The sequence below is a fragment of the Variovorax sp. GW531-E2 genome, from assembly GCF_059423125.1.
The window spans coordinates 85,707-98,429 of the sequence record NZ_JBWKXQ010000018.1; the positions used below are offsets into that span (position 1 = coordinate 85,707).

Sequence of the window (12,723 nt, forward strand, 5' to 3'; positions counted from 1 at the left end):
GTAGCAAACAGGCCCGATGCTTGCAATGGTGTTTTCTCGCGGTGTTCATCGGGGTTTTTCCGACCAACGACAATGGAGGGTTGCTAGCCGGCCGATGGCGGACGCCCCAAAGGCGTGCATTTCGGCTCAGCCACCCTTTTCTGTCTTCAACCAACACTTGAGTTCTGTATGAGTGCATTCAGCGAAGAACGCGTCCTGAGCGTCCACCACTGGACCGACCGCCTGTTCACCTTCACCACCACGCGCGACCCGGCGCTGCGCTTCTCGAACGGTCATTTCACGATGATCGGCCTGAAGGTCAACAACAAGCCCCTGCTGCGCGCCTACAGCATCGTGAGCCCGAACTACGAGGAGCACCTGGAGTTCCTGAGCATCAAGGTGGAAGACGGCCCGCTCACCTCGAAGCTGCAGCACATCCAGGTGGGCGACACCGTGATCGTGGGCCGCAAGCCCACCGGCACGCTGCTCATCGACTACACGCTGCCGGCCAAGCGCCTGTACCTGTTCGGCACGGGCACCGGCCTGGCGCCGTTCATGAGCATCATCCGCGACCCCGACACGTACGAGAAGTTCGAGCAGGTCATCCTGGTGCACGGCGTGCGCCAGGTCGACGAGCTGGCTTATCACGACCTCGTGACCGACCACCTGCCCAAGCACGAGATCCTGGGCGAGATGATCGCCAAGCAGCTGCTGTACTACCCCACGGTCACGCGCGAGGAGTTCCGCAACCAGGGCCGCGTCACCGACCTGATCGAGAGCAACAAGCTCACCGACGACCTGGGCCTGCCCCCGCTGAACGTCGAGGAAGACCGCGTGATGCTGTGCGGCAGCCCCGGCCTGCTGGTCGACCTGAAGCACATCCTGGAAAAGCGCGGCTTCAAGGAAGGCAACACCTCGACGCCGGGCGACTTCGTGGTCGAACGCGCCTTCGCCGAGAAGTAAGCAATAGAAGAGGCGCTGCGCGCACGATGGCCGACTCCCGCTCCGTCAGCAAGCCCAAGCCCCAGCGCCGCACCGGCGTGCGCGAGGCCGCGGCCCAGGCCACGCGCGACAGCATCCTCAAGGCGGCGACCAAGGTGTTCGCCAAGTACGGCTACGACGGCGGCAGCGTGGAGAAGATCTCCAAGGCCGCCAAGTCGTACGACCGGATGATCTACTACTACTTCGGCAGCAAAGAGGGCCTGTTCATCGCGGTGCTCGAAGGCATCTACCAGCGCATGGACGACGCCGAGGCCGCCATTGCGCTCGACGCCTCGCGCCCCGTGGAAGCGCTCACCGAAGTCATCCGCTTCGTGCTCGGCTACTACCGCAAGAACCCCGAGTTCGTCACCCTGCTGAACACCGAGAACCTGCACAAGGGCCGGCACATCTCGAAGTCGCTGCGGGCGCGCGAGTACTCGTCGCGGGCGGTGGCCATCATTTCGGAAATCCTTGCCAGCGGCGCGGCCCAGGGCCTGTTCCGCACCGACCTCGTGGCGCGCGACATCTACCTGCTGATCGCGTCCACCGGCTATTTCTACACCTCGAACCGGCACACGCTCACGGCCTTCCTCGGCGAGCCGCTGGAGTCGCCGGAAGCCGTCGCGCACTGGGAAGATTTCGTCATCGAGACCCTGCTGCGCACCGTGCGCGCGGACGACATCCAGGAACAAGACAACAACTCCCCACCCCACGACGAGGACACCACGAAATGGCAGAAATCGCAGCCGGCGCAAAGTCGGGCAAGGTCGTCATAAAGAACATCGGGCTGCTGCTCTCGGGCGACATCGACAAGCCCATCCTCGACGCCGACACCCTGGTGGTGAACGACGGCCTGATCGTGGCGGTCGGCAAGGAGAAAGACTGCGACCTCGAAGGCGCCGTCACCGTCATCGACGCGAAGAAGACCTGCGTCGCACCCGGCCTGATCGACAGCCACGTGCACCCGGTGTTCGGCGACTGGACGCCGCGCCAGGGCCAGATCGGCTGGATCGACTCCACCATGCACGGCGGCGTGACCACCATGATCTCGGCCGGCGAGGTGCACCTGCCCGGCCGCCCGAAGGACATCGTCGGCCTGAAGGCGCTGGCCATCACCGCGCAGCGCGCCTTCGACAACTTCCGCCCCGGCGGCGTGAAGGTGCTGGCCGGCGCACCGGTCATCGAAAAGGGCATGGTCGAGAGCGACTTCAAGGAACTCGCCGAGGCCGGCGTGAGCCTCTTGGGCGAAGTGGGCCTGGGCTCGGTGAAGGCCGGCTACGAGGCCAAGGAAATGGTGGCCTGGGCGCGCAAGTACGGCATCCAGAGCACGATCCACACGGGCGGCCCGTCGATCCCCGGCTCGGGCCTGATCGACAAGGACGTGGTGCTGGAGGCCGACGCCGACGTCATCGGCCACATCAACGGCGGCCACACGTCGCTGCCCGAGGCGCATGTGTGCGAGCTGTGCGAGAAGAGCACGCGCGCCATCGAGATCGTGCACAACGGCAACGAGAAGGTCGCCATCGCGGCGGCCAAGGCCGCGCTCGAACTGAAGTGCCCGCACCGCGTGATCCTGGGCACCGACGGGCCCGCGGGCTCGGGCGTGCAGCCGCTGGGCATCCTGCGCATGGTGGCGATGCTGTCGTCGATCGCGAACATCCCGGCCGAGCTGGTGTTCTGCTTCGCCACCGGCAACACGGCGAAGATCCGCAAGCTCAACTGCGGCCTGATCGAAGTTGGCCGCGCGGCCGACTTCGTGTTCATGGACCGCGCCCAGCATTCGCCCGCGCCGGGCCTGCTCGAAAGCGTGCAGCTGGGCGACATCCCGGGCGTGGGCATGGTGATGATCGACGGCCTCGTGCGCTGCGGTCGCAGCCGCAACACGCCGCCGGCCACCGAGATCCCGGTGGTGGTGTCGGGCGGGCACTGAACCTGAGTGCACGCGCCCGGCGGCGGCCTCAGCCGCCGCTGCGATGCGAGCGAAAGACCAGGTAGCGCGCCGAGAGAAAGTTGGCGCCCAGGCCCGCGATGCTGCCCAGCGCCACGCCGAGCGCGGCGGCCCAGCGACCCTCCACCCAGTGCAGCGTGAGCACGTAGGTGCCGTAGTTCAGCACGGCGCCGGCCAGCATGGTCGTGAGGTAGCCCAGGTATTCGCGCCAGACCGAACGCCCCGTGGCGGCGCCGGCCGCGCTCGCCGCGAAGGTGTAGCGGCGGTTGTAGAGCCAGGTGGTGGTGGCGGCGGCCAGGAACGACACGACGCGCGCGCCGTACCACCCCAAGAGAGGCGCCAGCAGGTAGAGCACCGTCACGTCCACCACGAAGCCGATCACGCCGGCCACGGCGAACGAGAGGAACTCGCGCCCGATCTTCATCGCGCCGCCGTCAGTGCGCGCGCAGGCTCTTGCGCAAGCTCTCGCGCACGCAGGGCTGCGCCAGGTAGCGCAGCCGCTTGGCCTCCTGCCGGCCGAGCGTGACGGTGTGCATCACCACGCCGCAGACGAAGGACAGCAGCGCCGCCAGCATCGCGCCGGTGGCGAGCACCGCCGTGGGCAGCCGCGGCACCAGGCCGGTGTGGGCGTAGGTCATGAACAGCGGCAGGGCCAGCGCGAGCGCAGCGATCGCGAGCACGGCCGCGACGATCGAGAAGAACTGCAGCGGCCGCTCGCTGACGAACAGCTTGCCGATGGTCTTCAGGATGCGCCAGCCGTCGCGGTAGGTCGAGAGCTTGCTGTGCGAGCCTTCGGGGCGCGTGCTGTAGGCGGTGGCTTCCTCGGCGTAGGGCATGCGCAGCTCGAGCGCGTGCACGGTCAGCTCGGTCTCGATCTCGAAGCCCTGCGACAGCGCCGGGAACGACTTGGCATAGCGGCGCGAGAACACGCGGTAGCCCGAGAGCATGTCGGTGAGGCCGCCGCCGAAGAGCTGCGCCACGGTGCCCGTGAGCAGCCAGTTGCCGAAGCGGTGGCCGGCGCGGTAGGTGAGCGCGTCCTGGCCGTCGTCCACGCGGCTGCCGACCACCATGTCGAGGTTGCCCTCGACCAGCCGCGCGATGAGGCGCGGCGCGGCGGTGGTGTCGTAGGTGGCGTCGCCGTCGACCATCACGTAGATGTCGGCCTCGACGTCGGCGAACATGCGCCGCACCACGTTGCCCTTGCCGCGCGCGGCCACGTGCGTGACGATCGCGCCGGCCGCGCGGGCCACGGCGGCGGTGTCGTCGGTGGAGTTGTTGTCGAAGACGTGGATCTCGGCGCCCGGCAAGGCCGCGCGGAAGCCCTCGATCACCTGGGTGATGGCCAGGGCCTCGTTGAAGCAGGGAATGACGGCGGCAATGCGCGGCATGGCGGACACGGGGGCGGGTCGGTGGTCGGTCGTCATGGGGCGGTCGTCGGAAGGAGTCGGTAGGCGCGGCTGCCGTCTTGGTCGTGCAGCAGGCCATAGTACTGGTCGAAGCCGGGCCGCACGCTGAGCACTTTCACCATCTCGGGCGACATGACGACGGTGGTGAAGCCCTCGGCCGCCAGCTTGCGCGCCGTGTCGCCGGGCGACATCAGCAGGTAGTCGCGGTAGCGCCAGCGCCCCAGCGTGTCGCCCCAGATCGGGTTGGGGCCGTAGTAGATCGCCTCGTTCAGCGCGATCTGGTAGACGCGGCCGGTCACGTTGCGGCGCACATAGTCCATCACGCCGTAGCCCGGCACGTGCTTGCGCAGGAAGGCCTCGCGCGCCTCGGGCGTGAGCGAGATCATCGACACCTTGGTGGCCGTCTGGCCCACCGACACGGCGGCCAGCACGGCCAGCAGCAGCACCACGACCCAGTCGCCGACGCCGGCGCCACTGCGCGGGCCGTCGGCAGCGACCGCAGCGGGCGCTGCGCGCAGGCGGCGCACGCCCGCCGCGATCCAGCCGAACAGCACCTGCCAGCCCACGGCGGCCGTCATGGCGAGCAGTGGGAACGAGGCCATGAGGTAGCGCGGGTAGCGCGAGGTCACGACCCACACGGCCACCGAGTACAGGCAGAACCAGCCCGCCGCGCGCACGGCGGCGGAGCGCTTCCACCACACGCTGAAGGGCGCGAGGAACACCGACCAGATCAGCGCGTTGGGCATCTCGGCGTGGTCGCGCACGTCGGCCACCTGCTGCACGTAGTCGGCCGGCACCCATTCGGTGAAGCCGAACACGCGCGCGCCGATCGGGTTGAAGGGGTCGCCCGTCATGATCGCGTTGCGTGCGTACCAGTAGATGCACGGAATCAGGAAGCACAGCAGCGCCGGCGCCCAGGCTCGCAGCAGGCGGCGCTCGTGGCGCACCACGAACACCGCCACCAGCGGCAGGAAGATCAGCGCCTGGTACTTGGAGCCCGCCGCCACGCCGAGGCAGAACGCCGCCAGGCAGAGCCAGCGCGTGCCGTCGCGCAGCGGTTCGGACTCGCGCCACCACCACAGCGCCACGAAGGCCGACAGCACGAACAGCGCCACGCCCATGTCGATCAGCGCGTTGGCGTAGTCGCCCATGCCCAGCCAGATGGCCGCGCCGATGCAGGCGGTGAGCCGGTTGGCATGCAGGATGCCCAGGCGGAAGATCATCAGCACCGACAGCGCGCCCGCCAGGGCGTTGAGGAAGTGCGGCAACACGTCGTCGCCCACCTGCAGCGCGGCGGCGTACAGCAGGTTGTAGTTGTACGGGAACCAGGGGTAGCGCAGCCAGTCGTGGATGCCCAGCGTGCCCTGCTGCGCCACGAGGCGCGCATACGGCAGGTGGTACATCAGCTCGTCGAAGGCGGCCGGCGGCGCGAGCGGCGCCACCAGCGCGGGCAGCGCGACCAGCGCCAGCGCGATGGCGGCGATGCGTTCGAAGCGGGTCCACGGCGGCGTGGCGGGCGCGGCCGCGCGCAGCGCACGCACCTCGGCGCGCCAGCCGCGCCACTGCCATGCGGCAGCCACGACGCCCGCGCCGATCAGCCCCAGCGTGGCCTCGCGGCGAAAGAGCCCGAAGATCGCCAGCGCCTGGAAGGCACAGATGTAAAGGCCGACACCGAGCGCGGCCGACATGGCCGCCTCGAGCCAGGCGTCGCGGCGCGAGGGCGGGCGCAGGCGCGCGAGCACCACGCGGCCGGCACCCCAGCAGGCAATCACGAAGATCGCGAACTGGGCGTAGTGCGCGGCGGCAAAGATCAGCTTCTGAATATCAACTCCCGTGGCCGGTCACTCCGGTCGCGCCGACCGGCCGGCAGGTTCAAAGGTTCGGCGCCAGCAGGCGCTCGAGCTCCGATTCGCTCGTGTGGCGCCGCGCGGCCTGGTCCTGCAACTGGTCGTGCCCGATCTTGCCGACGTTGAAGTACGTCGCATCGGGGTGCCCGAGGTAGAAGCCGCTCACGCTGGCGGCGGGCATCATAGCGAGGCTCTCCGTCAGGGTCATGCCAATGTCCGCGCAGTTCAGAAGGTCGAACATCGGGCCCTTCACGCTGTGGTCGGGGCAGGCCGGGTAGCCGGGCGCGGGGCGGATGCCGCGGTACTTCTCGGCAATCATGTCGTCGTTGCTCAGGCCTTCGTGGGGCGCGTAGCCCCACAGGTCGGTGCGCACGCGGTGGTGCATGGCTTCGGCAAAAGCCTCGGCCAGCCGGTCGGCCAGGGCCTTGAGCATGATGGCCGAGTAGTCGTCGAGGTCGTCGATGAAGAACTTCTCTTTCTTCTCGACGCCCAGGCCGGCCGTGACGGCGAACACGCCCACGTAGTCCTTCACGCCGCTGTCCTTGGGCGCGACGAAGTCGGCCAGGCAGCGGCTGGGGCGCATCACGCCGTCGATCATCTGCTTCTCGGTCTGCTGGCGCATGCCGTACCAGGTGAGCGCGACTTCGCTGCGCGTCTCGTCGGTGTACAGCTCGATGTCGTCGTCGTTCACCGTGTTGGCGGGCCAGAAGCCGACCACGCCGCTGGCGCTGAGCCAGCGCCCTTCGATGAGGCGCTTGAGCATACGCTGGCCGTCGGCGTACACGCGCACGGCCTCGGTGCCGACGATCTCGTCCTTCAGGATGGCAGGGAACGGGCCGGCCAGGTCCCAGGTCTGGAAGAACGGGCCCCAGTCGATGTACTTGGCCAGCTCGGTGAGGTCGAAGTTCTTGAACACGCGCCGGCCGATGAACTTGGGCACGGTGGGCACGAAGTTCGCGAAGTCGACGGGCGTCTTGTTGGCGCGCGCCTTGGCCAGCGGCCACATCGGCACCTGCTTCTTGTTGGCGTGCTGCGTGCGCACCTTCTCGTAGTCGGCGTTGATCTCGTCGATGTACGCGGTGGCCTGGTCCGAGAGCAGGCTCTGCGCCACGCTCACGCTGCGCGAGGCGTCGGGCACGTAGACCACGGGGCCTTCGTAGTGCGGCGCGATCTTCACGGCCGTGTGCACGCGGCTGGTGGTGGCGCCGCCGATGAGCAGCGGGATCTTCTTGATGCGGAAGTGGTCGTCCTTCTGCATCTCGCCGGCCACGTACTGCATCTCTTCGAGGCTGGGCGTGATGAGGCCCGACAGGCCGACGATGTCCGCGCCCTCGACCTTCGCCTTCGCCAGGATCTCGTGGCACGGGACCATCACGCCCATGTTCACCACTTCGAAGTTGTTGCACTGGAGCACGACGGTGACGATGTTCTTGCCGATGTCGTGCACGTCGCCCTTCACGGTGGCGATGATGATCTTGCCCTTGGTGCGCACGTCGCGGCCCGCGGCCTCGTCCTGGCGCTTTTCTTCCTCGATGTACGGGATGAGGTGGGCCACGGCCGACTTCATCACGCGCGCCGACTTCACCACCTGCGGCAGGAACATCTTGCCCTGGCCGAAGAGGTCGCCCACGATGTTCATGCCGTCCATGAGCGGGCCTTCGATCACGTGCAGCGGACGCCCGCCCTTGGCGAGGATCTGCTGGTAGGCCTCTTCGGTGTCTTCGACGATGAAGTCGGTGATGCCGTGCACCATCGCGTGCGACAGGCGCTGGTTGACGTGCACCGGGTGCTCGGGCGTGCCGCGCCATTCGAGCTTCTTGCTGTCGTCCTTGGCGCCGCTCTTGGCGGTCTCGGCGACTTCGACGAGGCGCTCGCCGGCGTCGGGGCGGCGGTTGAGCACCACGTCTTCCACGCGCTCGCGCAGCGTGGGTTCCAGGTCGTCGTACACGCCGACCATGCCGGCGTTGACGATGCCCATGTCCATGCCCGCCTGGATCGCGTGGTACAGGAACACGGTGTGGATGGCCTCGCGCACCGGGTCGTTGCCGCGGAAGCTGAAGCTCACGTTGCTCACGCCGCCCGACACCTTGGCGCCGGGCAGGTTCTCCTTGATCCAGCGCACGGCGTTGATGAAGTCGACCGCGTAGTTGTCGTGCTCCTCGATGCCGGTGGCAATGGCGAAGATGTTCGGGTCGAAGATGATGTCTTCGGGCGGAAAGCCCACCTCGTCGACCAGCACGCGGTAGGCGCGCTCGCAGATCTCGATCTTGCGTGCGTAGGTGTCGGCCTGGCCCTTCTCGTCGAAGGCCATGACCACGGCGGCGGCGCCGTAGCGCTTGACCAGCTTGGCCTCGTGCTTGAACTTGTCGACGCCCTCCTTCATGGAGATGGAGTTGACGATGCCCTTGCCCTGGATGCAGCGCAGGCCGGCCTCGATGACCTCCCACTTGGAGCTGTCGACCATCACCGGCACGCGCGCAATGTCGGGCTCGCTGGCGATGAGGTTCAGGAAACGCACCATGGCGGCCTTGCTGTCGAGCATGGCCTCGTCCATGTTGATGTCGATCACCTGCGCGCCGTTCTCCACCTGCTGGCGCGCGACCGCCAGGGCGTCCTCGAACTGGCCGTTGAGGATCATGCGCGCGAAGGCCTTGGAGCCGGTGACGTTGGTGCGCTCGCCGATGTTGACGAACAGCGAGCCTTCGCCGATGGCGACCGGCTCGAGGCCGGACAGCTTCATGGGAGGGGGAGCGACGGGAGCGGAAACGGATGCGGGAATCTGGGACATGGCCTCACCTGCGGAAGAGTCGGACAGGCGAGCGTCGTTGTCGCCCCAAGCCTGACGATTCGCCTCTGTGGCGAACCGCTGCAACGCTCCTTGGGAAGTCGCGCATTTTAGGTCGATTCGATTGCGCCCTGGGAAAACCCCAGTTTTCATTCCTGCACGTGTCAACAGAATGCGCCCACCGTTTCTGAACGAACGTTCGTGTTTTTAACCAAACGTAAGGGAGTTCGCCGATGGCCAGGAAGTGGAATGTCCGGTTGCAGCATGCAGCCACCCCGATGCGCGCCGTGGCCTTGAGCTGCGGCCTCCTGGCCGCCGCGGCCCTCGCGGTTCACGCGCCACCAGCGCGTGCCGCGGCCGGCGACAGCGCCACCCGCGTCGAGGCCCGCGTCACCTCCGACACGGCGAAGACGAAGTACCCGATCGTGCTGGTCCACGGCCTGCTGGGCTTCGACAACCTGCTGGGCGTCGACTACTTCTACGACATCCCCGGCAGGCTGGCCGCAGCGGGCGCCAAGGTGTACGTGGCGCAGGTGTCGGGCACCAACACCTCCGAGATCCGCGGCGAGCAGCTGCTGCAGGAGCTCAAGACCATCCGCGCGCTGGAGCAGAACCCCACGCTCAAATTCAACCTCATCGGCCATTCGCAGGGCTCGCCCACGGTGCGCTACGTGGCGGCCGTGGCGCCCGACATGGTGGCCTCGGTCACCTCGGTGGGCGGTGCCAACGGCGGCTCGAAGGTGGCCGACCTGCTGGCCAAGCTGCCCGAAGGCGGCATCGGCCAGACCCTGGTGGTGAAGGCCGTCGGCCTGCTGACGGGGCTGATCGGTTTTCTCTCGGGCAAGGACCCGAGCCAGCTGCCCGAGGTGCCGCTGAACGCGCTGGCCTCGCTGACCACGGCGGGCGGCGCGGCCTTCGACGCCAAGTTCCCGCAGGGGCGCCCCGCGCCGGGCTCGTCGTGCGACGTGAAGAGCGGTGCGGCCGTGGCCAACGGCGTGCGCTACTACTCGTGGTCGGGCGTGTCGACCAGCTTCAACCTGTTCGACCCGAGCGACACGGCGCTGTCGACCCTGGGCAGCCTGTTCTTCTTCGGCGAGGCCAACGACGGCCTGCTCGCGGTCTGCACCACGCGCCTGGGCACCCACCTGGGCGACTACCGCCAGAACCACCTGGACGAGGTGAACCAGGCCTTCGGCAACACCTACGGCAGCCAGTTCCCGTACTACGAGAAGAAGCCGCCGGAGCTGTTCAGGGAACAGGCCGCGCGACTCAAGAGCGCGGGGCTCTGAGGACGCTGCGCATGCGCGGTGTGGCCTTGACCATCGGCGTGGTCGCGCTGGTGGCCGCGGGGACCGGCTGGCTGGCGCTCGGCCCCGGGGCGGTCGATGCGCCGCAGGCCGGCGCGCCCCGCGCCACGGCGGCGGTCGCGGTGCCCGGCGTGCCCCCGGCTGTGCCGCAAGCTGCCGCGGCCCCCGACGCCCTCCTCACCAGCGACCTCATCACCCTCTTCGACCAGGTGCTCGCCGAAGCGCAGGCCGACAGCAAGGCCACGCTGATGGCCCGCGCGCCCGCCCTGCTCGCCCAGCGCCTGCGCGAAGACTGGCGCGTGCGCGCGCTGGGCCTGCTGGAGCGCTACGTCGACATGCAGGAGGCCCTGCGCACCCTGCAGCCGCCCGCGCCCGGCGACCCGGCCTTCCTGCGGCGCAGCCTGGAGGCGCGCGAAGCGGTGCGCCGGCAGTTCTTCGCGCCCGAGGAAATCGAAGGCCTGTTCGGCGACCAGATCCGGCAGGACCGGTTCATGGCCGAGAAGATGGAGTTGCTGTCCAACCCCGACCTCACGCCCGAGCAGCGCGCCGCGGCGCTGGCGCAAAGCGAGCAGGCCTGGCTGTCGCCGGCGCAGCGCGAGGTGCGCAAGGAGGCGGTGGCCCATCTGGACGTGATGCGCCAGACCGAGGCGCTGCAGGCGCGCGGCGCCAGCCCCCAGGAGCGCTTTGCCGCGCGCAGCGAGGCCTACGGCTACGAGGTGGCGCGCGGCCTGGCCACGCTCGACCAGGAAACCCAGGAATGGAATGCCCGGCTCGACCGCTACGCCAGCGCGCCCGAGGCCGAGCGGGCCCAGCTGCGCGAGACGCTCTTCAACGAGAACGAGCGCCTGCGCCTGAGCGGTGCCCTGGCGATGCGCTCGGCTGCCGCGTCCAAGCCGGCGCGATAAATCCGCCAAGTAAGCGCAGGCTTACGCAGGCTGCGCTTCGCCCATGGCCGAGGCCGGCAGGCCGAACACGCGGTCGAAGGCCCAGTTGAAGACGAAGGTGTAGACCAGGAAGAACACCACCAGACCCAGGTCCATCACCAGCGCCTGCCAGAGCGACACGCCCAGTCCCCAGGCCAGCATCGGCACCAGGAAGGCGATCAGGCCGCCCTCGAAGCCGATGGCGTGGGCGATGCGGCGCTTTAGGCTGCGCCCGCGCACCGCCTGGCGCGACTCCCAGCGCTCGAACAGGGCGTTGAAGGTCAGGTTCCAGATCACCGCGATCACCGAGGCGCCCACGGCCAGCAGGCCCGAGTGGCCGAGCCCCGCATCCGACATCAGGGCCAGGCCGGCGCTGGCCGCCACGATGGCGATGCCCTCGTAGAGGGAGATGTAAACGATCCGACGCTGAAGGCCCTGCATGACTGTTTCTCTGTGTGTTTGACTGCGATGGAGGGACTTTATTTGCTTTTAGTTGATATAAAAAGTTAACTTATTTCAGTTTTATTGATAGATCGGGGCGCCATGGCTTTCTCCAGCGACAACGTCGAGGTCTTCCTGGCCGTGATCGACCACGGCTCGTTCTCGGCCGCCGCGCGGGCGCTGCGCAAAGTGCCGTCGGCCGTCAGCATGGCCATCGCCAATCTCGAGGCCGAGCTGGCGCTGCCGCTGTTCGACCGCAGCGGCCGCGAGCCCCAGCCCACGTCCGCCGCGCGCTCGCTCGAACCGCAGGCGCGGCTGCTCGCGGCCCAGCTGCGGCAGTTGCAGGTGCAGGCGCTGGCGCTCACGCAGGGGCTGGAAGACCGGCTCACGCTGGCCATCGCGCCCGAGCTGCTGGCCGCGCCCTGGAGCGGGCCGCTGGCCGCGCTGGCCGACGACTACCCGCTGCTGCAGGTCGAGGTGCTGGCCGCACCGCAGGCCGACGCGCTGGCGCTGCTGCACAGCGGCCGGGCGCAGCTGGCGCTGGTGTTCGAGCGCCCCAGCCTCGACGGCCGCGAGGGCTTCCAGGAGGTGGGCAGCGACACCATGGTGGCCGTGATGGCGCCCGAGCACCCCGTGCTGCGCGCCGCGGCCGGCGGGCGCCTGCGCGAGGAGCACCTGACCAACACGCGCCAGATCGTGGTCGCGGGGCGCGACCTGGCCACCAGCGACCCGCGCTTCGTGTTCGCGCGGCATGTCTGGCGCACCGACAACGCGCTGGCCGCGCTGAGCCTGATCACCGCCGGGCTGGGCTGGGGCTGGCTGCCGCGCAACTTCGCGCGCCCGCACGTGGCGGCGGGCGCGCTGGTCGAGATCCCGTTCGAGAACCTCAGCAACGGGCTGGACCTGTGGGTGGACGTGGTGTGGTCGCGCGAACGGCCGCTGGGCCTGGGCGCGCAGCGCTTCGTGGCGCTGATCGCGCGCGACCGGCAGGCGGCAGCCGGCATCGGGACGCCGGCCGTGTGAGCCGGGTCAATTCTTTCCGTGGCCGTGGCCGTGCCCGCCTCCACCGCCGTGCCCACCGCCCCCGCCGTGCGGACGCCCTCCTC

General features: G+C 68.7%; 11 protein-coding genes and 1 riboswitch. Of the genes, 6 read left to right on the plus strand and 5 right to left on the minus strand.

Annotated features, from left to right (window positions below):
* The first annotated feature begins 168 nt into the window (after positions 1–168).
* The 3 genes from AC07XP_RS13460 to AC07XP_RS13470 are packed head-to-tail and all read left to right on the plus strand — an operon-like array spanning position 169 to position 2,890.
* Positions 169–942: a ferredoxin--NADP reductase gene (locus AC07XP_RS13460; RefSeq protein WP_062473986.1), complete on the plus strand. Its 774-nt coding sequence runs from the start codon at positions 169–171 to the stop codon at positions 940–942.
* Between the two features lie 26 nt (positions 943–968).
* Positions 969–1,736: a TetR/AcrR family transcriptional regulator gene (locus AC07XP_RS13465; RefSeq protein ID WP_095743155.1), complete on the plus strand. Its 768-nt coding sequence runs from the start codon at positions 969–971 to the stop codon at positions 1,734–1,736.
* On the plus strand, positions 1,691–2,890 hold the full coding sequence (locus AC07XP_RS13470) for an amidohydrolase family protein (RefSeq protein ID WP_495264946.1): 1,200 nt from the start codon (positions 1,691–1,693) through the stop codon (positions 2,888–2,890). Before AC07XP_RS13465 ends, AC07XP_RS13470 begins: the two co-directional genes overlap by 46 nt.
* A gap of 28 nt (positions 2,891–2,918) precedes the next feature.
* Here the strand turns inward: AC07XP_RS13470 and AC07XP_RS13475 are convergent, their stop codons facing one another.
* The 4 genes from AC07XP_RS13475 to metH form a co-directional block, all read right to left on the minus strand.
* Positions 2,919–3,332 (minus strand): GtrA family protein, encoded by a 414-nt coding sequence (locus tag AC07XP_RS13475; protein WP_070063556.1) that lies wholly within the window; start codon positions 3,330–3,332, stop codon positions 2,919–2,921.
* Between the two features lie 10 nt (positions 3,333–3,342).
* Positions 3,343–4,332, minus strand: coding sequence for a glycosyltransferase family 2 protein (locus AC07XP_RS13480; protein WP_062473993.1), 990 nt, complete (start codon positions 4,330–4,332; stop codon positions 3,343–3,345).
* Complete coding sequence (locus tag AC07XP_RS13485; protein WP_495264947.1) at positions 4,329–6,086, minus strand: ArnT family glycosyltransferase; 1,758 nt, start codon at positions 6,084–6,086, stop codon at positions 4,329–4,331. Before AC07XP_RS13485 ends, AC07XP_RS13480 begins: the two co-directional genes overlap by 4 nt.
* A 100-nt stretch (positions 6,087–6,186) precedes the next feature.
* A complete protein-coding gene (metH, locus tag AC07XP_RS13490) occupies positions 6,187–8,949 on the minus strand; it encodes a methionine synthase (protein WP_495264948.1) in 2,763 nt (920 codons plus the stop codon).
* A gap of 22 nt (positions 8,950–8,971) precedes the next feature.
* A riboswitch (S-adenosyl-L-homocysteine riboswitch) is annotated at positions 8,972–9,047 on the minus strand.
* 132 nt (positions 9,048–9,179) lie between these two features.
* Between metH and AC07XP_RS13495 the strand changes: the two genes are divergently transcribed.
* Both AC07XP_RS13495 and AC07XP_RS13500 read left to right on the plus strand, forming a co-directional pair.
* On the plus strand, positions 9,180–10,235 hold the full coding sequence (locus AC07XP_RS13495) for an esterase/lipase family protein (RefSeq protein WP_235926910.1): 1,056 nt from the start codon (positions 9,180–9,182) through the stop codon (positions 10,233–10,235).
* An 11-nt stretch (positions 10,236–10,246) separates the two neighbouring features.
* A complete protein-coding gene (locus AC07XP_RS13500; RefSeq protein ID WP_495264949.1) occupies positions 10,247–11,158 on the plus strand; it encodes a lipase secretion chaperone in 912 nt (303 codons plus the stop codon).
* 21 nt (positions 11,159–11,179) lie between these two features.
* On the opposite strand, the gene AC07XP_RS13505 is transcribed toward AC07XP_RS13500, so the two are convergent.
* Positions 11,180–11,617 (minus strand): PACE efflux transporter, encoded by a 438-nt coding sequence (locus tag AC07XP_RS13505; protein ID WP_062473998.1) that lies wholly within the window; start codon positions 11,615–11,617, stop codon positions 11,180–11,182.
* Between the two features lie 102 nt (positions 11,618–11,719).
* Between AC07XP_RS13505 and AC07XP_RS13510 the strand changes: the two genes are divergently transcribed.
* Complete coding sequence (locus AC07XP_RS13510; protein WP_062474000.1) at positions 11,720–12,640, plus strand: LysR family transcriptional regulator; 921 nt, start codon at positions 11,720–11,722, stop codon at positions 12,638–12,640.
* Positions 12,641–12,723: the final 83 nt, after the last annotated feature.

What these genes read in the sequence shown, in the direction of transcription:
- AC07XP_RS13460 (WP_062473986.1), top strand. Translation starts at nt 169, where the DNA reads ATGAGTGCATTCAGCGAAGAACGCGTCCTGAGCGTCCACCACTGGACC.
- AC07XP_RS13500 (WP_495264949.1), top strand. Translation starts at nt 10,247, where the DNA reads ATGCGCGGTGTGGCCTTGACCATCGGCGTGGTCGCGCTGGTGGCCGCG.
- AC07XP_RS13470 (WP_495264946.1), top strand. Translation starts at nt 1,691, where the DNA reads ATGGCAGAAATCGCAGCCGGCGCAAAGTCGGGCAAGGTCGTCATAAAG.
- AC07XP_RS13475 (WP_070063556.1), bottom strand. Translation starts at nt 3,332, where the DNA reads ATGAAGATCGGGCGCGAGTTCCTCTCGTTCGCCGTGGCCGGCGTGATC.
- AC07XP_RS13465 (WP_095743155.1), top strand. Translation starts at nt 969, where the DNA reads ATGGCCGACTCCCGCTCCGTCAGCAAGCCCAAGCCCCAGCGCCGCACC.
- AC07XP_RS13505 (WP_062473998.1), bottom strand. Translation starts at nt 11,617, where the DNA reads ATGCAGGGCCTTCAGCGTCGGATCGTTTACATCTCCCTCTACGAGGGC.
- metH (WP_495264948.1), bottom strand. Translation starts at nt 8,949, where the DNA reads ATGTCCCAGATTCCCGCATCCGTTTCCGCTCCCGTCGCTCCCCCTCCC.
- AC07XP_RS13510 (WP_062474000.1), top strand. Translation starts at nt 11,720, where the DNA reads ATGGCTTTCTCCAGCGACAACGTCGAGGTCTTCCTGGCCGTGATCGAC.
- AC07XP_RS13480 (WP_062473993.1), bottom strand. Translation starts at nt 4,332, where the DNA reads ATGACGACCGACCACCGACCCGCCCCCGTGTCCGCCATGCCGCGCATT.
- AC07XP_RS13495 (WP_235926910.1), top strand. Translation starts at nt 9,180, where the DNA reads ATGGCCAGGAAGTGGAATGTCCGGTTGCAGCATGCAGCCACCCCGATG.